Source organism: Candidatus Vicinibacter affinis (assembly GCA_016714365.1).
Lineage (GTDB): Bacteria > Bacteroidota > Bacteroidia > Chitinophagales > Saprospiraceae > Vicinibacter > Vicinibacter affinis.
The window spans coordinates 875,315-896,769 of the sequence record JADJNH010000005.1 but is presented as its reverse complement, the minus strand read 5'-3'; the positions used below and the strand labels follow the sequence as shown (position 1 = coordinate 896,769).

Here is a 21,455-nt window from a genome sequence, read left to right as displayed (position 1 = left end):
GCTTTCTTATAAGTGAACTGAAGTCTAATTTTTAGTCTTATATATGCGAATATAATAAGACTATTTTAAATATCAATAAGTTATTTACAGAAATCAAACAGAAAATCAGCCTTACTCCTTTGCCCTTACTTCCTTGAGATAGAAATTCCTACTATCATTAAGGTAAAAAAGTTCACATCAAAATTCAGTTGTTAAAAAATAAACGGGACATCATATTTGACAATGGTTTAGATTTCCTATCTTTTTTCCTAGAAAAATACCGACAAATTAAATTTACCAAGTGCGCTAGTATTGTGCTATCTCCTTAATTGGATTAATTTTCAACCCAAATTAAATCACTAGTATTGCTGGAAACAATATTGGAAGAATATGATAAACAAAAAGGCATTTGGTTTGACAATTATAACATATTTGAAAATAAACATGGTTTTTTAGATAAAGGAATGAAGGCGGCAGTCTTTGTTGATAAATACAGTGAAAATCATTTAATATAAACATTGGCTACTATATTCAAAGTCAAAAGTCACCACTTGACCTTCTTGATAAAATAGCATTGATAATTATTTGTTCTCACATACCAAATTTGAGCTTGAAGGATTTACAATAGATAAGAATGTTCATTTTAGATTTATAGAAAGGCAATAATTCATTCAAGGAGAAGTAGTTCCAATGGGAAAACTAATTACCTACATGAAAAATAAAATAGATTCGAACCCAATAAATGCGTTCAATATATGACATTATATCCAAATGCCTATTCTGTTAAACTATTATCAGGGTTCTTGATCATCTAGTCTTTCGATTGGAGTGACTTTTCCATAGACAGCATAATGCATTGTGTTCGCTCTTTGTCAGAATTCCTTATATTTCGAGTAAAGAATATAAACTAACCAAAGTATCAACATTACAATTCCAGTTATAAAAATTTTTATTCCATGTTTTCTATCTTCTTCTCTGTAAGTGTAGACTTGTTTGCCATCAGGCATTGTCTTTTTTGAGCTAAGCAAGTCGTAACCAAAAAAAATTGATAGGAATTCACCAAATATTCCTAAATTATTGTATCTGTCAAATAGATACTTACTTGCATTTTCACCTTTTGAAATTTTTTTTGCTCTCTTTGCATTTCGCAAGTTAATAATTTCAGGTTTAATTCCTTTTCCTCTGTCAGCAAGTATTTTTTGAGCTAATTGATTGTCTAACTCTCCCCATTCGTCAGGCTTATAAATAATCTCAAGCAATTCTTGGTCAGTGAATTCAAATAAATAGTAATCTTTGTCAACTAAATTTGCTAGTTCTTTATAATAGTCATTTAAAACATTTTGAGCATTAGTAAAATCTTGTTGTCTTACTTTCAGACTAATTTCATAGTTGAATGAATTGTTTATAAAAGTTGGATCGAAATATTGTTTATTAAATTTAGTATTATCTTCTATAATAAATTCAATATGGTTAGCTTTTAATTGCTCACCTATCTCTGTTGCAATTCCTATGTTTATATATTTTTTGAATATCAAAAAATTTTCAGCCATTTTAGTGAAGTTTATTTAAAGATAGTCACAGCCCCATAGTGTGAAGATACTATCTTTTTCATTCCTAAATCCAAAAAACACTTTGTATAAGTTTATGTAAATTACTTTTAGTAGTTGTAGGAGCTGATACTAGGTAGAATGTACAATCATCTACTGAACAGGCTTTTTTTCAAACACCAGTTGAACTAAATCTTCGGTAGTTTTCTTTTTCATTCCTAATCCTGTTTATTTTTATAATTTGGCCTGAATCATGCATGGAATTGGAATTGAACAAATTAAATACATCTATTAAGAAGAAAAAAAAAAAAAGAATCCGACACATAAATTTAACAAGCTTGTGCTAAGGTAAAAGGATTTTCAGAACTTTTTACAACAGCTTCCAATATTACAGATATAACTGTAGAAGACGTTGAAATTGACTCCGTTAATAAGAGAAAACTTAGTTCCAAATTTAGCTATGATGTAAATGATACATACGTTGGTGAAATAAGCTATAAAATTGTTGAAGGTGTAAATTATAATTTATTTATCAAAATCACAGGACAAGGAGACAATTGTTCTTGCAATATATTTAATGAGACAAAACAAAGAGATTATGAAACTCAGACAGAACCTTTAGCGATCAATGGAGGTGTAAATTTTATTTTTGATATTTATTAAAATATTTGAAGGTTGCGTTTATTACTTTGAACACAGCACTTAATCTATTCATGAATTAATTAAAAATATCATAAATATTGATTTCAAGGGATGTCAATCCACCTGCATCGAGTATAAATAAATATTCCGAAAAAATAATTTATACTTTTCAAAAAACAAAGTGAGACACTAACAAAGCGATTCCATTTGTATACATGGATGCTTATTCTTATAAAATCTTAAGTTCCAATAATACTATTTTCTTTTATCAATCAGTTTGTATAGATTTAACCGCTCAGTCGAATAAATATTTTCATAATAGATTTTTGTAGAATCAAGAAATTCTTGTTGTACATTATCCAAAGGCGCTTCCCCATAAAATAGGATATAATCCAATACTTTTGAAGAATCACCATGACATAATTTAATAGGAAATTGATTAATCTCCTGGTTAAACAAAAATGGAGTAGAAACACAATTCATTGGGTTAATTTTAAATCTTACAGGAAAATATCCAGTACTGGCTTCATAATTATCAAGAATGAGAACCGGCTTATTTATTCCTAAGTAATTAGAAAAATGACCATCAGTCCACTCATTACTATGACGCATTGTAAAAATGATCGAATTATCATCTATTCTCCTTTCAGCTTCAAGAAATTCATTTACCCTGAGATTTAGCTCCTTTTGAATTTTCCACTTTTCTTGAACAGAATTTCTTAAAGGGAAAAATAATAAAATAAGACATCCATAAAGAAACCACTTGTTAAATGCATAGACGGAAATCCAAAATATAGAAAATACAATTGCAAGAAAATGGATCCGCACAATAATAAGACTCCCGCCAGAACTACCATCAGGCAGAAAAAATAAGGATAAAAGCAGTGTTGCAAAAATGATAAGCCAAATTGAATTAAAGAAATAGTCCTTTTTCGTGCTCGGTCTATATTGTTCAAACCAACTGTAAGTACTAATGGCTATTAATCCATAAAAAATGTAAAAGTATTCCTTGGCATACATCCGGTCCAAATGGGTATATAATATCAAAGGCCTCATCTCGCTTATAAAATCGATTATCTCATAATTTGATAAATAGCTTTTGTTAAGTTCCTCTCTTAACTCCATGAAATCTAAAATCAAATAGATCCCAGGTAAAAAAATAAAGCCCACTTTAATGTACTCTAAAATATACCATTTTCTAAATTGTTTCTCATTGTAAACATCTTGAATTATTTTGAAACTCAATATTGTTGTCAAAATACAAATTTCAATCAAAAAAACCAACCCATGACAAAGATAGGTAAGCGCAGTACATAAGAAAATTCCAATTAGATAATAAAATTTAAATTCTTTAAGGTAATTTAAATAAAACCATATACTTAATAATAAAAAATTAATTCCGAAAAGAAAATTATAAAAACCAAAGCCCAATAAATAATTCAATCCCAATGGTGTCGATAATAAAAGAAATAAATGTGGTTTCGAAGAAATTGATTTTAAAATCAAAGCCATCCCAATGAAAAAATGGGTAAGCAATAGAAATATCAATACTTTTTCAGATATAATGGGAGTGAATATTTGATTCAAAAAAAACAGCAAATAAGTAGAGAAAAAATTGGGGGCAATTTCATGAAGATGATGATAGTAATTGCTAATAAAATCATCCTTCTGAATCAACTGTTCCAGGATTCTTGCATTGTATAAATGAGCTGGTCCATCCACCGTAATAAATGAAAAATAATTTTCAAATAAAAAGTATAATATGAAAATAATTATTAGAGAGAGAGAGAGAGAGAGAGAGAGTTTCATATGTTTTATTTATTGGTAGGGTTAGTAAGTTATTAATTGATTTTACGCCAATATCGGAAACTGCATGCTGAATTTAGTATCCTTGAAAAAAGGTTCAAGGGTAAAAATAATAATAAAATTTAATTTTCAAATTTATTACTGGTTTATTAGTTCTCAAAAATTAACCCATTAACTCATTAACTCATTAGCCCATTTCCTACGAAGTGTTTAGCGAGTACTATTTTTAATCTTCATTAGTTTGACGACAAGAAGCTTCAAACAACCTTGGTTATTTCGAGCTTCCTAGCTTGAAATTTACGAACTCATTTCCACATTAACTCATTAGCTCATTAACTCATTCTCTAATTCTCCCATTAGCCGCTTTCATTAGTTTGACGCTGGGAAGCATCAAACAACCGATTCGTTATTAACTCATTTCCGCATTAACTCATTAACTCATTTTCTCATTAACTCATTCTCTAATTCTCCCATTAGCCGCTTTCATTAGTTTGACGCTAGGAAGCATCAAACAACCAATTCGTTATTAACTCATTTCCACATCACTGTTGTCCGGGGAAAGTTATAAAAATGAAAGTAGGTCCTGTATTATAGGTAGTTTCACAAGGAAAAAGTGTAATTTTTAAAATGCAAGCCCCCCCGTTAAGAAGAACTGAACAAATTAGGTTCTAATTCTAACATTTTTTCCTTGTAATTATTAAGAGAATCTTCTGGACTATTTAAAAAATCTATTAGGTTTATATAATTCATTAAATGGAGTCTTATCATTCCTCTGAGATTGGAATATGACCAGTTCCTTTTTAGAACTCTTTTAATAATGTTAAGTAACAAATCCGTAATTAATGCGCACCAAATTTGTATGGTTATTGCATTTTCACTATCTCCTAAAAAGTATTGAAGGGGATAATTTTGTTTAAGTCGTTTGAATAGGAGTTCAATCTGCCATCTCTGTTTGTAAATATTTGCCACAGTAGATGCTTTGAATTTCATGTCATTGGTAATAAAGTTAAATTTTTTACCTGAGGTTAAATCTTTAAACCCAATTCTTCGGGCACATATACTTTGTGTGCTTTTATTGCTTGGTCGACCTAAGTTTACAACGTCATCAGCAATTACGCCCAGAGATTTTTCATCACTGCTTAAGGGCCTTGAATCAACAAGTACTTGATAAGCTGTTTCAGCCATTCTAGTTACCCATATGACCTGTTCCTGATCCCATTTATGAAATTGTGCATAGCTATTATAACCTTTATCTAAGACCACTATGGCTCCTGGAGCTAGCTTTAAAAAGGGAAAAATATCCTTGTCGTTTTTAATTGCTTCGGTAATTTGTACAAACTCGGGAACCATGTTCTCGGCCTTGACTATCATATGTGCTTTTGCACCTCCCTTTTTTCTTCCATTGAAGGCATGCGTTCCCATCCCTTTCATCACCTCATTAAACAAGCTAATTGTTGTAGAATCCACTAAAAACAATCTCTTTTTAACATCTTTTTCCTCGAGGCTGTCCGGGGAATTCCGATAATAATAATTATAAAGTTCATGATAGACATTTTGGAAGAATAACGAACTTCGACGACTATTGGCGTCTGACAAAGTGCTTCTGCGCGGCACATTCCTTAAACCTAAATGGTTAAGTTTATGAAAACAAGCCAGTAAACCTGTAGTAACTTCTCGGATAGAGGTGCACTTTTCCAAGCTGGTGTAAAGCATAGTAACCAAATGATCATAGGCCATGAACTTCTTGCAATAGCGATCTGCGTTATACTTTAGGGAGGCATTGCTTATGATATGCTTTGGTATCAAAGAAATTAGCTGATTGAAGATCGGCTGTCCGGTAAAAAAGTACTTTTGCTCATTGTAGTAGTTTTGATTTGCACAATAAAAATAACTACAAAATGGGGGCTCTAATAAGGCCCCCTTTTATTTTTTTCCCGGACAACAGTGATTTCCACATTAACTCATTAGCTCATTTTCTCATTAACTCATTCTCTAATTCTCCCATTACCCGCTTTCATTAGTTTGACGCTGGGAAGCATCAAACAAACTTGGTTATTTCGAGCTTCCTAGCTTGAAATTTACGAACTCATTTCCACATTAACTCATTAACTCATTTTCTCATTAGCTCATTTCCACGTCTTATCTTTACATTCCAAATAATGACAAATCCTCCATTTACCACCACCACAGGAACAGACATCGGAATCGCCAGAGATTTCCTGCAGAATGACGAACTCGTAGCCATTCCCACCGAAACAGTTTACGGACTGGCAGGCAATGCCCTGAAACCCGAGACCATCCGGAAGATATTCGAAACCAAAAACCGTCCTACCAACAATCCGCTCATCCTCCATGCGGCGCATATCGAACAAATAAAATCCTATGTGATTGAATGGCCCGCCTGGGCTGATACGCTGGCTGCCAAATTTTGGCCCGGCCCTTTAACCTTGCTGTTGAGAAAAAATGAAAATATACCCTACGAACTTACGGCCGGTTCAGCCTACGTGGCGGTAAGAATTCCCGATCATACGATGACTCTTGAGTTGTTAAAATCCCTTCCATTTCCGCTTGCAGCACCCAGCGCCAACCCATTTACCTACATAAGTCCTACAACAGCTGAGCATGTATTCCATCAATTGGAAGGAAAGATTCCTTATATTTTAGATGGTGGCCCTTGCAGGAAAGGTTTGGAATCTACGATTGTAGGGGAATCTGACCAAAGCCCCTGTATATATAGGCTTGGAGCCATTGATGTAGAATCGATAGAAAAATGCATCGGCCCGGTCAAGGTAAAGAATAAGTCCGCAGATGATCAAAATCTGGAGGCTCCGGGGATGTTGATGCGACATTATTCACCCAGCACTCCCTTTTTGCTGACCGACAATGTCCATCAAAGTATTGCCCACCATCCGGGGAAGAAAATAGGTTGCATGGTGTTTGGCAGAGTAGAAGAATTACCTGAAGTCGCCGCAGTCATTGTCTTGTCCGGATCCAGAAATCTATCAGAAGCTGCACAGAAGATTTATGAATCCATGCATGCCCTCGACCGGATGCAGCTGGACCTCATCATTGCAGAACGCATGCCCGATGAGGGTCTGGGGCAAAGTATCAATGATCGTTTGGAAAGGGCTCACAACGTCAGCTTATGATTCGAAAGAATTGTAACCTTGCTTTATGCCTTCCGGCATAAGTCTCAAGCATTTATCTTTGTATTTATAATCTCCGTCATGCATCATTCATTACACATTTCCATCGTACAGTCTTCCATCGTTTGGGAAAATCCTCCACAGGCCATCCGCGAATTGGAAGTTCTCTTGTTGAGCGAACTAAGGGAAGAAACCGATCTGATCATCTTTTGTGAAATGTTCACCACCGGATTCACCATGAATACAACCGGCACGGGTGAACCGATGGATGGACCTTCCATCCAATGGATGAAAACCATCGCGGCGAATAGAAATTGTGCCGTCTGTGGCAGTCTGATTATTTCCGAAAACCACCATTACTACAACCGGTTCGTGTTTGTTCATCCGGATGGCAGGATAGAGATCTACGATAAAGCACACCTGTTCAATCTGGCCAATGAGGGTCAATTCTATACCTCGGGTAAATCCAGAACCCTAATCAATTACAGAAGCTGGAAAATAATGCCATTCATTTGTTATGATCTCAGATTCCCGGTGTGGTTGCGCAACACAGAAGAAGCTGAGCTGATGATATTGGTTGCTCAATTTCCGGAGCGCAGACGACTGGCCTTTACTTCACTGCTTCCTGCCAGGGCCATAGAAAATGTGTGCTTCGTGGCCGGTGTCAATGCTCTGGGCCGCGATGGGAACGACATGATTTACAGCGGTGACTCCAATGTTTGGGATTATGAAGGTCACCGTCTGGGCCACGACACTTACAATAAACCAGGTATCTGGACGTTTACACTGTCCAAAGAAAAACTACATGCCTTTAGAAAAGCATACCCTTTTCTCCGCGACCGCGATAAATTTATTTTGGAACCATAAACCAAAATATCATATATTAGCGTTTTATTTAATATATAAAATGCTACCAATATGAATTTTGTACCATTTTTTACCCGGTTGATAAGAATTTCCTTGTTCGCCATCGTGTTGATGGGTTTCCAATCTTGTGCTTCAGCGTCAAAAGATACGCTGAGCCAAAATAAAGTCAATCAGGACAGTTTGGACAAGGGTTTTCGAAATGAAGTGTTAAGCGTCGCAAGAAGCCTAAAGGGAAAAAAATATAAAAGTGGTGGCAAAAATCCCAAGGGGTTTGACTGCAGCGGCTTTGTGATTTACGTCCTGGACAAAGTAGGCATACAAATGGCTTCTTGTTCTGCCGATCAGTCAAAATGCGGAAGGACCATTAAAGTCGACAACGCAAAACCCGGAGACCTCATCTACTTTGGCACCAAAGGTCGTATCAATCACGTTGGCATCATTACCGAAAACAGCAAAAACAAATTGATGATCATCCACAGCTCTTCCTCCCAGGGCGTGGTAGAAGAAAATATACTTCAATATGACTATTGGCTTAAACGGATCAGAATGGCCAAGGACCTTAACAGCTTTCCAAGAGAAAAGTCCATCAGTTTAAACTGATACAGTAAGGCAGATTTTCGTACCTTTGCGGTTTATTTGACCATTACGACAGCCTTCCTTCGATAATATTCATGCTTGGAGATGTCCGGAAGTTACTGTCTGCCTTATTGACTGATTATGCTTCATCTAATTTTATTTGGACCTCCGGGGTCCGGCAAAGGCACACAAGCGGCCAAGCTGGTGGATCGGTATAACCTTTACCACATTTCTACAGGAGACCTTTTTAGAGCAGAAATTGCCAACAAAACGCCATTGGGACTGAAAGCTTTGGAATTTATGAATCAAGGGATTCTGGTTCCTGACGAAGTGACCATTGATATGTTGCGCAATAAAGTAGAATCCGAACCATCCGTAAATGGTTTTATTTATGATGGATTTCCAAGAACCATCGCCCAGGCAATAGCCCTGGATCATATGCTTACCGAAAAAGGAGAACAAATTAGTGCACTGGTTGCACTGGAAGTTCCGGATGATGAAATCGTCCGAAGAATCCTTAAACGCGGGACCTCTTCCGGCAGAGCCGACGACAATGACGAAACCATCATCCGTAAAAGAATGGATGAGTATCGCCAAAAAACTGCTGAAGTTTTTGGCCACTATCAACAATCCGGTAAGTCGCATCAGATCAATGGAATAGGCACCATCGACAGCATCTTCGAAGAAATCAGTGCCCATCTCGATGAAATCTGCTGCTAAACCAATCACCACCATCCAAAAACCTAACTCAATTGGCTGAACAGAACTTCGTTGACTATGTCAAAATTTGTTTCCGCTCCGGTAACGGTGGGGCCGGTTCTGTTCATTTCTTCCGCAGCAAACACAATCCCAAGGGTGGACCTGATGGCGGTGCAGGTGGACGTGGCGCCAATATTGTCCTGAGGGGCAATAGCCAACTCTGGACACTCATACATCTGAAATACCGCAAACACATTTATGCGGACAATGGACAAAACGGGAGTGAGAATAATTGTACCGGCCGTGATGGAGAAGACATCATTCTGGATGTTCCCCTGGGAACAGTAGCCATCGATGCAGAGACAGGTGTAAAGGAATTCGAAATCACAGAAGAAGGAGAAACTAAAGTGCTGCTCTCCGGCGGTCGCGGCGGAAAAGGAAACGCCTTCTTCACCTCTGCCACCCAACAAGCGCCTGATTATGCCCAGCCGGGTGAACCGGGCGTAGAAGCCTGGAAAATACTCGAACTGAAAGTGTTGGCAGATGTCGGATTGGTTGGATTTCCGAATGCAGGTAAATCTACTTTGCTTTCCGTACTCTCTGCCGCCAAACCAAAAATCGCCAACTACGCATTCACCACCCTGGTTCCCAATCTTGGCATCGTAAAATACCGCGATTCACGGTCTTTTATCATGGCCGATATTCCGGGTATCATCGAAGATGCACATCTTGGAAAAGGTCTTGGGACAAGATTTCTCAGACACATCGAGCGAAATTCTTTGTTGCTCTTTATGATCCCGTGCGACAGTCAGGATATTCAAAAAGAATACGAAATCCTCTCCAACGAATTGCATCAGTTCAATCCTGAACTCACCGACAAACCCCGTCTGCTGGCCATTACTAAAACGGACATAGCCGAACCGGAATGGAAAGATCTGATACAATCCAATTTACCAAAAAATATTCCCTGCGTATTTGTATCAGCGGTTGCCCATCAGGGATTGGAGGAACTGAAAGACCTCATCTGGAAAAATCTCAATCCGTAGTAAAAAATTTAATCCGGTACTTTTCATTTAAATGAGTTGCTTAGATTGAATGAGCTATTATTTTTTTGAATAAAAAATATCCCGCAATATTTTCTTTTCAATTGTCAACTTTCATTTTTAATCATTGCCGCTTGCGGAATTTAATATCTTCATAAGGTATTTGATTCAATAATTATCCCAAAATTGTCATTAGAGTTCGTAGTGAGAGGCAAAAGAGCAACAAAGGCAAGACTCCTCGCAAGAAATTCGCGCGGAGGTGAAATTATATTTCATTGAGCACGAATTTCGAGAAGAGGCTTGCATTTAAAGTTATTTTGACTAGTAATAGAATTCTAATGACAATTTTGGGATTATATCAACATTTGTATCGCTGATGGGGTCTTTCCAATCATAAACGTCTATTATGAAAATATTCAAACTACATTCTGTCTTACTTCTTTGCGCAATCCTTTGCAATCATGCAAACAGTCAGTCAAATCAATTTGCATGGGTAAAACAATTTGGAGATGTAGGAAGCGATGCAGGCAATTGCATCTTGGTCGATGCCTCGGGGGATCTGTTAACTTGTGGATTCTTCAGAGGCAAGGTTGACTTTGATCCAAATGAAGATCAGAACTTTCTTACTTCTTCAGGATCTGAAGATATTTATCTCTCAAGATTAAACACGGATGGAAAATTGTTATGGGCTAAAAGAATGGGAGGCAAAGAGGCAGATCGAGGCAATCAACTTACCACTGATCAGATGGGAAATATTTACTTGACCGGAAATTTTAAAGACATGGCAGAGTTTGAATCCGGTGTTCCAAATTCAAAACTAACTTCTACCGGATTCGGCGATGCATTTGTAGCAAAATTAAATCGCGATGGACAATTAATTTGGGTGAAGCAAATCGGAGGAAATTTAGACGACATAGGTAAATCAATCTCAATTGACCAATCCGGAAATATCCTGGTATCGGGACATTTCCAGGGGACAGCTGATTTTGATCCGGGTGCAAACGTTTTTCCGTTGTCCTCTGCAGGAAGCTACGATGTATTTATACTCAAACTGGATGCTGATGGAAATTTCATCTGGGCAAAAAAAATAGGTGGCAAACTTGATGATCAATGTGCGGCAATTACAACCGATTCAAAAAACGATGTCATTGTGACCGGAAATTTTAAAGACACGGTTGATTTTAATCCAGGTTCAGATATATACAATTTGAAGGATTCCGGAGCAGGCAATGCCTTTGCGCTAAAACTAAATGCAGAAGGTGAATTTATTTGGGCAAAAAGTACAGTAGGGCAAAATATTGTTTTTTCCATAGGAATGGCCATCGATCAAACAGGAAATATTTTTACCACCGGATTTTTCAGATCAGAAGCAGATTTTGATCCAGGGCCTGACATACTAAAGTTGACAGCTCCGGGAATTGGTGGTGATGTATTCATCAGCAAATTGGATTCTGATGGAAATTTAGTTTGGGTTAAACAATTTAGTGGACCTGCTCACGATGTGGGTTTAGGAATCTGTCTGGATCAACAAGGCAATGTCTATACTACAGGTTGCTATCAGGAATTGGTTGATTTTGATCCGGGTCAGCAAGTTTTTAATTTGTATTCCAGTAATCAAAACAACAACGATATTTTTATCACTAAATTAAATCCGGAAGGTAATTTTCTGTGGGCCCGAGGCATGAATGGTCCTGCCAGTGACATAGGATTTTCCATCGCGGTGGATGCTCCATATAATGTGTATACCACAGGTGTTTTTGGATCTACACTCAATGTAAATCCGGGACCCGATAGTCTGTTGATCACAAGCAAAGGCTCAGAAGACATATTTCTGAATAAAATTTCCCAAACTTCCGTAAATGCAATTGACCCCTCTGACATCTTTCCATTAATCATTTTCCCCAATCCTGCACACAACTTTCTCAAAATGGAATGGGTTTCGCAAACTGAATCCGCTGCTCAATTTCATATAATGGATTTGAATGGAACTGAGTTATATCACAAGCAGCTCAATATAAAATCCGGAAAAAATGAATTAAGCCTTGGGCCCCTTACTCTTATTCCGGGATGGTACTTTGTAATCCTGCGTTTCTCCAATAAAACAATACAACAAAAAATATTGATCCATTAATTTGGTTGACACTTAAGACTCAACTCTATACATTATAAATCTGTGAATCATTCGACAGTGTTTATGCCTTGTTTTTATACAAACTTTCAATTTTAATATTCTCAAAAGGACAATAGTCACCAATTTTTGAGAAATACGCTCCAGGAATATTAATGCATTAATATTGCAATGCAATATTAAATTATTGTTATACCTGTAATAATCGCCATTTGATCAATTTTATGTCCCCATATTAGCACCCAAAATTGAAATCATGGAGACCGATTTAAATTCAGTCATCGCAAAGCTGGAAGACATTGATCAAAAAATGGCTTCAGCGGAATTACACTATCAAAATTTTCTGGATGAAATTCATCCTTCAAATAAAATAAATGCTTGTAATTTTTTACACTATCTGGCTTTGAGAAGTTTAGACATTAGAGAATTACAAAATCAATTACATGCTTTAGGCCTGTCCTCAATGGCAAGTGCGGAAAGTCATATACGAGGGCAAGTGCATGCAATACTGAGATGCCTCAGAAGCGATAAAATTAATAACCCTCACTTGCTGGATTCTAAATCAGCAGAAAAATCCATGAATGATAAAACAACGCAACTTTTTAGCAAATCTGCCAAGCAAAGTAAGCCATATATCATGGTGACCTGCGATTCGGAAATTGGACTCGATCATGAAAAAACCAAAAGTTTATTGCTGGCTGGAATGAATATTGCAAGAATTAATTGTGCCCATGACAACAAGAAAACCTGGCAAAACATTATAAAAATATCAAAAGCGCAAGCACCGAAACAGGTGTTCCATGCAAAATATACATGGATCTTGCAGGACCTAAAATAAGAACTGTTTTTAAATCTAAAGTTAAACTTAAAATCGAAGAAGGGAGTTTGATCCAATTGGTCGATGAATCAAGAATTGAAGATCAAAAAAATACCGTTGGATGCACGGTTCCCGACATTCACAAAAGGCTTAAAAAAGGTGAAACAGTATTATTTGATGATGGAACAATTGAAACTGTAGTTGAAAAAATTCAAAAAGAGGTAGTTTTCTTACGCGTGAAGAGAATATCTGCCAAGAAAAAGCAAATTAAGGCAGAGAAAGGAATTAATTTTCCAAATTCTAAATTAAACATGCCATCATTAACAGATTACGATATCAAATGTCTACCGTTCATAAGGCGTCATGCAGAATTAGTTGGATATTCTTTTATCAATTCACCTGCTGATTTAATACATCTTCAAAAACTACTTTCGACAGATCACAAACTTGCCATAATTCTGAAAATAGAAACTGCAGAAGCCGTTCACAACCTTCCAGCTTTGCTTTTGACCGGATTAAAGCATCAGAAACTTGGGGTAATGATAGCACGAGGAGACCTTGCCGTCGAAATTGGTTTCGAAAGAATGAGTGAAATACAAGAAGAAATCCTTTGGCTCTGCGAAGCTGCACATGTACCAGTTATCTGGGCTACACAAGTTTTAGACAACTTAAATAAATTGGGTATGGCTACAAGATCAGAAATAACAGACGCGGCTCAGGCAGTACAGGCTGAATGTGTAATGATCAATAAGGGCTCACACATTATACAAACCATAGAAACGCTCTGCAATATATTGCATAGAAGTGGCGGGCACCATTCAAAAAAAAGACATATATTCAGACCATTAGCCATTGCATCGGACTTTCTTTCACAAAGTCCGCTCCAATAGAACCACCCCCCAGAATATACATTAGCAATCATTCAAATGAAGGTATTAGCAAATGAGTCTCCCACAGCTCATTTTCGTTTTACCTTTAATGCCCCTCTTGAATTGGAGATGTATTAATTTTACGATTAGAATTAAAATATACCTTACAATTCCGCAAAATTCAAACTTTGCTCTTACAATCGCCTACCATGAAACGCAATATCATAGAAAATAAAATCTTCCACCAACTGGATTATGGCAACACACCTTTGGAATTTGGAGAATATGAAGAATGTAAATTTTCCAACTGCGATTTTTCAAACAGTGATTTGTCCAATTTCAATTTCTCTGAATGTAGTTTCGATGATTGCAATCTGAGCATGGTCAACTTATCAAAAACCTCTTTAAAAACAGTCACTTTTAAAAATTGTAAGTTGCTCGGCATTCATTTTGACGCATGCAATGAGTTTTTACTTTCTGTATCTTTCCAGCATTGCACACTCAACTTTTCATCTTTTTATAAACTCAATCTAAGGAAAACAAAATTTATTCATTGTTCCTTGCAGGAGGTTGATTTTACCGAAGCAAATCTGACGCAGGCGATATTCGACTCCTGTGATCTTTCCGGAGCAAAATTTGACAATACCCTCCTGGAGTCTTCAGACTTCCGCACCTCGCAAAACTATTCCATCGATCCTGAATCCAACTACCTCAGAAAAGCTCGTTTTTCATCAGATGGCCTGGCAGGTCTTTTGCATAAATATGATCTGAGTATTGAATAAGTACAACGAGATTTGATAATTAAAAAAATAAATAATCCAGTCTCATTATCCTGCTGAAATGTCTTGCACCCAGTTTTCTGATAAATTCAGAATATTTTAAGATCTTCTGTTGAATATCTTAACTTTATGCCATTAATTTTTCTCCATTACCATGACAGAACAGAAAAAAGATCATCCTGCTGAAAAATCGCGACTTCATTCGCGCAACAAACACAGGGCTCGTTATGACTTCATGGAATTGATTGAAACCTGTCCGGAACTAACACCGTTTGTAAGACCTAATATTTACGATGATGAGACCATAGATTTTGCAGATCCTGAAGCTGTAAAAATGTTGAATCAGGCCTTGTTGAAACATTACTATGGAGTGGACCACTACGACATTCCTGAAAATTATCTGTGTCCTCCCATCCCCGGCAGGGCAGATTACATCCACCACATTGCAGATGTTTTGTCAGCCAGCAATTATGGATCCATCCCTATTGGAAAAAAAATAAAATGTCTCGACATCGGTGTAGGAGCCAATTGCATTTATCCAATCATCGGACATCAAGAATACGGTTGGTCATTTGTTGCCACAGACATTGATCCTGTTGCCCTCGATGCCGCTAAAAATATTGTTGAATCCAACTCATTCCTAAAAGACCAAATTGAATTTAGATTGCAGGAAGAACCAACAGATATTTTTTATGGAATCATACAGCCGGAAGAACAATTTGATCTCAGCATCTGCAATCCACCATTTTATGGATCAGCAGATGAAGCACGTGAAGCCTCCCTACGCAAATTAAGCAACCTGAAAGGGAAACCGGTATCAGAAGTAGTAAGAAACTTCGGTGGACACAACAACGAACTCTGGTGCAAAGGCGGCGAATCTGCCTTCATCGCACAAATGATTCGTCAAAGCAGAAGATTCTCCACCTCTTGCTTTTGGTACTCCACCCTGGTCTCCAAACAGTCTCACCTGAAAGCCGCGTACCAGGCTTTAAAAACTGCCGGCGCAGTAGAAGTAAAAACCATTCCCATGGGACAGGGCAATAAATCCAGCAGACTAATAGCTTGGACCTTCCTCCCAAAAGAACAACAAAAAAATTGGATCAACACCAGATGGAGAATTGAAGAAAATTCATAATCCAAAAATTTTCCAATTCTATAATTTAATAATACTTCTAAACTTATGAGGAAGTTTAAAGTCCAATTTTCCAATTAACTCATTTCCTCATTCTCTAATTCTCTCGTTAGCCGCTTTAGCGCCTGCCTGCCGACGCAGTCAGGCAGGGTTCCTTCACTTATCGTGCTGTCGCACGATACTCTGCTTACAGCAGAGATCGTTCAGTCATCCCATTTGCTCATTAGCTAATTAACTAATTTTCAAATTCTCTAATTCTTCCTACTCCTCATCTTACTTCCACTCAAAGCATTAAATATTCGCTGACTTGTTTCTGGATCATAAATAAGTGGAATGCCCCTGTCTTTATTGATGGTGTCATTTTTAAAAAATACTTTAGTAATATCATAGACCAATGGTTTTGTACCACTGATCTTATTGGTAGCCAAAGAAATTATCTTGTGAATTTCCCTTTTCTGATCACCAGATCTGTTTTGAAATTCGAATATGTATTCATCTTTTTTACTTTTTGAGAATTTCATTTTCTTAGACATCATTCCCTTGTATCGCCGGATGGAACGGTTGAATCTATATTGATTGCCCGTGACTTGTGAGTCGTCTTCTTTTTTGGGAATGAAATAATAAATGAGTGAGCGTTCATACAATTTTTGACTGTTGAGTTTCTCAGATAAGAAAAAATACAGGCGATTATTTCTTAGGGTGATCAATTCAAATAGCCGATATCGCTGATACCCTACCGGACTTGCGAGACAAGGATATACTTCAGGTTTGTAACTCAATGAAATGACCCTAAGATTTCCTTCTTCAATAAGACATTCGGGAAATTCTCCAACCCAGGCTTTTACCGTAGTGATCTCATCATCTTCAAGACTGCTGTTCTTTTTTAAGATGGCGTTGATGGGCGAGTATTCATCTCCTGTATTTGATTTGAGCAAATTTATTGCATCATATTCGCCTTCAGTAAATGTTTTAATCGAACATGAATAATTCAAGCAAACCAGCATTGAACTGAGTAGAAAATAAAATTTATTTAACATAAGTTCTCGCATTATAGGTTGCACCAAAAAATAATCTCGTGTCATCCCTGTTTGGATGCAATACAAATCCCATAGAGGCGTGGATCAAATCCTGCACACCGTAAATCATCTTTTTTCCCTTCTTTTGTTCTACCAGAGAGCCTATCAATCCTATGTCAAGCGCCACCGGATATATTCTTGGCCAGGCTACTTTCAAGTTGTACGCGGACGAATTGTAGGCCTTGGAAGTGAAAAATTTATCGAGCACTTCGTCATCAAGTTTTTCATAGTTGGGAATATTGGATCCAAGAATTGTAGACAATTCATAAATCAACGGTGAGTATCCGGTGAACTGATCAAATGTTAGTTCGGCGTAGTTCATAAAGTTTTCATAACCGTCTCTTTTATTGGCATGGATAAAAATTCCTCCCCCTCCTGTCCACCAGCGATCAAAATTGTCTCCTGATCCTATGTTCTGAATTCCGGGACCGCCATCATTGTAATACATGAGTGTAAATCTGTCCGCAAGGGTAATGTTGATACAACCCACACTTTGATTTCTGTTGTGATTGTTTAGTATGTAATTGCCACTGAGTATGAGCGCATGGTCAAAATCGTGACGCAGATTGTAGGCAGAAGTGTTGCCGAGCGTTCGCAAATACTTCATGCTGCCCTGCCTTGAATATCCAACACCTGCCGAAAATGAGTTTACCAGATCTATCTGAATATCATTCTCCAGTGGATTTTGACTGTTGCCGAGAGATTTGTTGTAAATCCCGACCGTAGGGCCGTACGCCAGTATCCAGTTTTTACTTTTCAAATTAATCATCCCGGAAACAAACAAACGCAATCCCGTCTGTCCGCTGAACAAATTATGCCCAAGTCTTTCTTTGCCAAGTATTCCCCGGTACAAATTGATATTTGCTCCAAGCCTTACCTCATAACTGAATAGATCCTCATCTCTCTTTTCCTGACCAAACAAAGAATGAAACGCAAACATTCCTGTGATGAGTAAAAAGTACTGAGTGTAAATTCTATGGTACATGATGATTGATTTTCTGTGATCCAATCCTCCCCTGCTTGGCATGCTTCGAACAAATCTAAACATTCCAAATGTCAAAAAAAATTTTTCAAGGAAATATCTCGTGGAGGAAATAATTTAAAAATGGCAATAACTTGAAGGTAATTTATTCCACCACAAATTTTCCATTCATCATTCTTCCATCATTCAGATAAATTACATAAAAATAAATTCCTGACTGCCATCCCGATACTTCTATCTCGTATTCATTCATACCCGATACCATAGCACTTTCCTTTATTCTTTGGCCGGCTGTATTGTATATCTGCAATCGCCCTGCATTACTGCTCCCTTCCCGCACACTTATATGTATTCTATCCCGTGAAGGATTAGGAAACACATATACTTCAGGTAACACAGGAACCTCGCTAACAGACACCGTAAGTTCCGGATCACATAAAGGTGCAAGTCCCAGTCGGTAATTTGGAAAATAGGGAAGAGTGCCTCCATGAAGTTGTGGCAACTTTAGATCATGCGGTCTGAAATCACAGGCTATACCTTTCTCATTGGGCCGATGTATCACGTGCAAGGCATCCATACTGCTGCGACAGTTCACATATATCTTACAATCCGGACCCCATTGCATCCGTCCAATCATTGCTCTAAAAATTCCCTTGGATCGATAACCATCATAATGTGCTATATGTACCTCACTACCCTTGATGTCTGTTGATTCCAGATCATATTGATACAAATCCCAGTAAGTGCCTACATACAAAAACCTTCCCGATGGAGAAAAACACGCGCCACCATCCAGCACCAAACTGTCGGTTACCGGTATCCGTCGGTAATTGCTCAATTGTCCCGTAGATCGATCAAAATCAAATATATTAAAACCATCCTGATAGGCTGAGTATCTAATAAACTTTTTCCCATCATTCGGCGAAAACAAACAAGTTGCGTTAGGAAAATCTACGATGGCTGATGTGTCTCCAACTCCTTTTTGAATATAAGGACCTGTAATTCCGGTATCATTTAACACAAAACTGTAATATGAATTCTCCAATGCTTTCTTAGTTACCACCCAGTATGATTTATTATTTGCATGTTTCATTACAGCCACCTCACCACTTAAGGTGCTGTCACCCAACAGTATTTTATTCTTCTCAACCACCTTACCTTTGCCATTATTGTATCGCATATCGATGATGGAATATCTCAAGGCATCTGTCCAAGCTTTAAGAGGATTGTATTGTATTACGGCAGAATTATGGATCAAATAATACCTCATAACATCCATTGGATCAGGAATAAATACCATGCTCTGCTCTGCGGTAGGATAATAATTGTAGTCCGTGGTGCAGGATTCCATTCGTATATTCCCGGGATTGATGCCCCCACCATTTTCCATCACATCGTAGCCTCTGTGATTGATAAAACAACCATTGCTGTAGGCTACCAATTCTCCGGCAGAATTGCTGATCATAGCAGAACTGTTTAACCTCAATTCTTTCTTGACAGAGTCTATTCTTACATTATTTGAATCCACCGGCTTATGAAAGGTCATCACCATTATATTTCTGGTATAATCAGACATCAACCAGGTGTAATCATACCGGTACTGCTGGCCTTGTAACCAAAGACCATTCACGATAAATAAGAAACAAAGGAAAGGCCTTTTCAGCCTTACCTTTGTTTGAATTATGTTTCTGCTCATCGGATGATATTTATTTTTGTTCTGACGAAGTCCCCATTGCCCAGGGTAGCTTGAACGATGTAATTTCCAAAATGTAAATGGGGTAATTTTTTTTCAATTTATTCCACCACAAATTTTCCATTCATCATTCTTCCATCATTCAGATAAATTACATAAAAATAAATTCCTGACTGCCATCCCGATACTTCTATCTCGTATTCATTCATACCCGATACCATAGCACTTTCCTTTATTCTTTGGCCGGCTGTATTGTATATCTGCAATCGCCCTGCATTACTGCTCTCTTCCCGCACACTTATATGCATTCTATCCCGTGCAGGATTAGGAAACACATATACTTCAGGTAACACAGGAACCTCGCTAACAGACACCGTAAGTTCCGGATCACATAAAGGTGCAAGTCCCAGTCGGTAATTTGGAAAATAGGGAAGAGTGCCTCCGTGAAGTTGTGGCAACTTTAGATCATGCGGTCTGAAATCACAGGCTATACCTTTCTCATTGGGCCGATGTATCACGTGCAAGGCATCCATACTGCTGCGACAGTTCACATATATCTTACAATCCGGACCCCATTGCATCCGTCCAATCATTGCTCTAAAAATTCCCTTGGATCGATAACCATCATAATGTGCTATATGTACCTCACTACCCTTGATGTCTGTTGATTCCAGATCATATTGATACAAATCCCAGTAAGTGCCTACATACAAAAACCTTCCCGATGGAGAAAAACACGCGCCACCATCCAGCACCAAACTGTCGGTCACCGGTATCCGCCGGTAATTGCTTAATTGCCCTGTCGTCCTGTCAAAATCAAATAAGAAAAATCCATCATCGTATGGATGATATCGGATTAATCTTGATCCATCCGGTGAAAAAGTAAGCATACCTCCTCCTCCATTTTGGTAATGATTGGTCGTGTCCCCAATTTCCTGTTGGTTTACCAGTTGAAAGTTGCCATTGCTTAATAAAAATTTATCATAGGATCCTCTGATGAATTTCTTTACCACTATCCACCAATCCTGATTGTTGCTATGTTTGACCAATGCAATATCTGCTATTGTGGTGCTGTCATTTATCAGAGGAACATTCTTAATTATAGTTTTTCCTAAACCATTATTATATCGCATATCGATGATGGAATATCTCAAGGCATCTACCCAATAAGTAAGAGGATTTTCTTGCAATACCGCAGAATTATGAATCAAATAATACCTCAAGGTATCCATTGGATCTGGTATAAATACCAAGCTCTGCTCTGCGGTAGGATAATAATTGTAAGCAGTGGTACAGGATTCCATCCGTACATTCCCTGGATTGATGCCCACACCATTTTCCATCACATCGTAGCCTCTGTGATTGATAAAACAACCATTGCTGTAGGCTACCAATTCTCCGGCAGAATTGCTGATCATAGCAGAACTGTTTAACCTCAATTCTTTCTTGACTGAATCTATCCGTACATTATTTGAATCTACAGGTTTATGAAATGTCATCACCATTATATTTCTGGTATAATCAGACATCAACCAGGTGTAATCATAACGGTATTGCTGGCCTTGTAACCAAAGACCATTCACGATAAATAAGAAACAAAGGAAAGGCCTTTTCAGCCTTTCTTTTGTTTGAATTATGTTTCTGTTCATCGGATGATGTTTATTTTTGTTCTGA

Annotated in this window: 16 protein-coding genes and 1 pseudogene; 10 read left to right on the top strand and 7 right to left on the bottom strand. The window is 37.5% G+C overall.

Annotated elements, in window-relative coordinates:
• The first annotated feature begins 344 nt into the window (after positions 1 to 344).
• Positions 345 to 494, top strand: coding sequence for a hypothetical protein (locus IPJ53_03805; protein ID MBK7798214.1), 150 nt, complete (start codon positions 345 to 347; stop codon positions 492 to 494).
• A 357-nt stretch (positions 495 to 851) separates the two neighbouring features.
• Here the strand turns inward: IPJ53_03805 and IPJ53_03800 are convergent, their stop codons facing one another.
• From IPJ53_03800 to IPJ53_03790, 3 genes are all read right to left on the bottom strand, one after another.
• Positions 852 to 1,529 carry a hypothetical protein gene (locus IPJ53_03800; protein ID MBK7798213.1) on the bottom strand — a complete coding sequence of 226 codons (678 nt, stop codon included), beginning with the start codon at positions 1,527 to 1,529 and terminating at the stop codon, positions 852 to 854.
• Between the two features lie 894 nt (positions 1,530 to 2,423).
• On the bottom strand, positions 2,424 to 3,977 hold the full coding sequence (locus tag IPJ53_03795; GenBank protein MBK7798212.1) for a hypothetical protein: 1,554 nt from the start codon (positions 3,975 to 3,977) through the stop codon (positions 2,424 to 2,426).
• A gap of 639 nt (positions 3,978 to 4,616) precedes the next feature.
• The gene (locus IPJ53_03790) at positions 4,617 to 5,780 is read right to left on the bottom strand and encodes an IS4 family transposase (GenBank protein ID MBK7798211.1); all 1,164 of its coding nucleotides are present in this window, start codon (positions 5,778 to 5,780) and stop codon (positions 4,617 to 4,619) included.
• A gap of 353 nt (positions 5,781 to 6,133) precedes the next feature.
• On the opposite strand from IPJ53_03790, the gene IPJ53_03785 reads away from it, so the two are divergent.
• The 9 genes and pseudogenes from IPJ53_03785 to rlmF all read left to right on the top strand — a co-directional run bounded on the left by IPJ53_03785 (position 6,134) and on the right by rlmF (position 16,033).
• Positions 6,134 to 7,123: a threonylcarbamoyl-AMP synthase gene (locus IPJ53_03785; protein MBK7798210.1), complete on the top strand. Its 990-nt coding sequence runs from the start codon at positions 6,134 to 6,136 to the stop codon at positions 7,121 to 7,123.
• A gap of 78 nt (positions 7,124 to 7,201) precedes the next feature.
• Positions 7,202 to 7,987, top strand: a complete 786-nt coding sequence (locus IPJ53_03780; GenBank protein ID MBK7798209.1) for a nitrilase family protein — start codon at positions 7,202 to 7,204, stop codon at positions 7,985 to 7,987.
• Positions 7,988 to 8,038: 51 nt separating this feature from the next.
• Positions 8,039 to 8,587 (top strand): C40 family peptidase, encoded by a 549-nt coding sequence (locus IPJ53_03775; GenBank protein MBK7798208.1) that lies wholly within the window; start codon positions 8,039 to 8,041, stop codon positions 8,585 to 8,587.
• Positions 8,588 to 8,704: 117 nt separating this feature from the next.
• Complete coding sequence (locus IPJ53_03770; protein MBK7798207.1) at positions 8,705 to 9,283, top strand: adenylate kinase; 579 nt, start codon at positions 8,705 to 8,707, stop codon at positions 9,281 to 9,283.
• Between the two features lie 32 nt (positions 9,284 to 9,315).
• On the top strand, positions 9,316 to 10,308 hold the full coding sequence (obgE, locus tag IPJ53_03765) for a GTPase ObgE (GenBank protein MBK7798206.1): 993 nt from the start codon (positions 9,316 to 9,318) through the stop codon (positions 10,306 to 10,308).
• A 403-nt stretch (positions 10,309 to 10,711) separates the two neighbouring features.
• Positions 10,712 to 12,436, top strand: a complete 1,725-nt coding sequence (locus IPJ53_03760) for an SBBP repeat-containing protein (protein ID MBK7798205.1) — start codon at positions 10,712 to 10,714, stop codon at positions 12,434 to 12,436.
• 253 nt (positions 12,437 to 12,689) lie between these two features.
• Positions 12,690 to 14,140 (top strand): annotated as a pseudogene (locus IPJ53_03755) (pyruvate kinase).
• A gap of 188 nt (positions 14,141 to 14,328) precedes the next feature.
• Positions 14,329 to 14,901 (top strand): pentapeptide repeat-containing protein, encoded by a 573-nt coding sequence (locus IPJ53_03750; protein MBK7798204.1) that lies wholly within the window; start codon positions 14,329 to 14,331, stop codon positions 14,899 to 14,901.
• A gap of 151 nt (positions 14,902 to 15,052) precedes the next feature.
• Positions 15,053 to 16,033, top strand: coding sequence for a 23S rRNA (adenine(1618)-N(6))-methyltransferase RlmF (gene rlmF / locus IPJ53_03745; GenBank protein MBK7798203.1), 981 nt, complete (start codon positions 15,053 to 15,055; stop codon positions 16,031 to 16,033).
• 248 nt (positions 16,034 to 16,281) lie between these two features.
• On the opposite strand, the gene IPJ53_03740 is transcribed toward rlmF, so the two are convergent.
• The 4 genes from IPJ53_03740 to IPJ53_03725 form a co-directional block, all read right to left on the bottom strand.
• On the bottom strand, positions 16,282 to 17,067 hold the full coding sequence (locus IPJ53_03740; protein MBK7798202.1) for a hypothetical protein: 786 nt from the start codon (positions 17,065 to 17,067) through the stop codon (positions 16,282 to 16,284).
• Positions 17,057 to 18,091: a hypothetical protein gene (locus IPJ53_03735; protein ID MBK7798201.1), complete on the bottom strand. Its 1,035-nt coding sequence runs from the start codon at positions 18,089 to 18,091 to the stop codon at positions 17,057 to 17,059. Before IPJ53_03735 ends, IPJ53_03740 begins: the two co-directional genes overlap by 11 nt.
• A gap of 142 nt (positions 18,092 to 18,233) precedes the next feature.
• The gene (locus IPJ53_03730; GenBank protein MBK7798200.1) at positions 18,234 to 19,784 is read right to left on the bottom strand and encodes a T9SS type A sorting domain-containing protein; all 1,551 of its coding nucleotides are present in this window, start codon (positions 19,782 to 19,784) and stop codon (positions 18,234 to 18,236) included.
• A gap of 98 nt (positions 19,785 to 19,882) precedes the next feature.
• The gene (locus tag IPJ53_03725; protein MBK7798199.1) at positions 19,883 to 21,430 is read right to left on the bottom strand and encodes a T9SS type A sorting domain-containing protein; all 1,548 of its coding nucleotides are present in this window, start codon (positions 21,428 to 21,430) and stop codon (positions 19,883 to 19,885) included.
• Positions 21,431 to 21,455 lie beyond the last annotated feature (25 nt).

Coding starts and splice junctions, on each gene's coding strand:
- IPJ53_03740 (MBK7798202.1), bottom strand. CDS start 17,067: ATGTTAAATAAATTTTATTTTCTACTCAGTTCAATGCTGGTTTGCTTG.
- IPJ53_03795 (MBK7798212.1), bottom strand. CDS start 3,977: ATGAAACTCTCTCTCTCTCTCTCTCTCTCTCTAATAATTATTTTCATA.
- IPJ53_03780 (MBK7798209.1), top strand. CDS start 7,202: ATGCATCATTCATTACACATTTCCATCGTACAGTCTTCCATCGTTTGG.
- IPJ53_03750 (MBK7798204.1), top strand. CDS start 14,329: ATGAAACGCAATATCATAGAAAATAAAATCTTCCACCAACTGGATTAT.
- IPJ53_03775 (MBK7798208.1), top strand. CDS start 8,039: ATGAATTTTGTACCATTTTTTACCCGGTTGATAAGAATTTCCTTGTTC.
- IPJ53_03800 (MBK7798213.1), bottom strand. CDS start 1,529: ATGGCTGAAAATTTTTTGATATTCAAAAAATATATAAACATAGGAATT.
- rlmF (MBK7798203.1), top strand. CDS start 15,053: ATGACAGAACAGAAAAAAGATCATCCTGCTGAAAAATCGCGACTTCAT.
- IPJ53_03725 (MBK7798199.1), bottom strand. CDS start 21,430: ATGAACAGAAACATAATTCAAACAAAAGAAAGGCTGAAAAGGCCTTTC.
- IPJ53_03730 (MBK7798200.1), bottom strand. CDS start 19,784: ATGAGCAGAAACATAATTCAAACAAAGGTAAGGCTGAAAAGGCCTTTC.
- IPJ53_03785 (MBK7798210.1), top strand. CDS start 6,134: ATGACAAATCCTCCATTTACCACCACCACAGGAACAGACATCGGAATC.
- IPJ53_03735 (MBK7798201.1), bottom strand. CDS start 18,091: ATGTACCATAGAATTTACACTCAGTACTTTTTACTCATCACAGGAATG.
- IPJ53_03770 (MBK7798207.1), top strand. CDS start 8,705: ATGCTTCATCTAATTTTATTTGGACCTCCGGGGTCCGGCAAAGGCACA.
- IPJ53_03760 (MBK7798205.1), top strand. CDS start 10,712: ATGAAAATATTCAAACTACATTCTGTCTTACTTCTTTGCGCAATCCTT.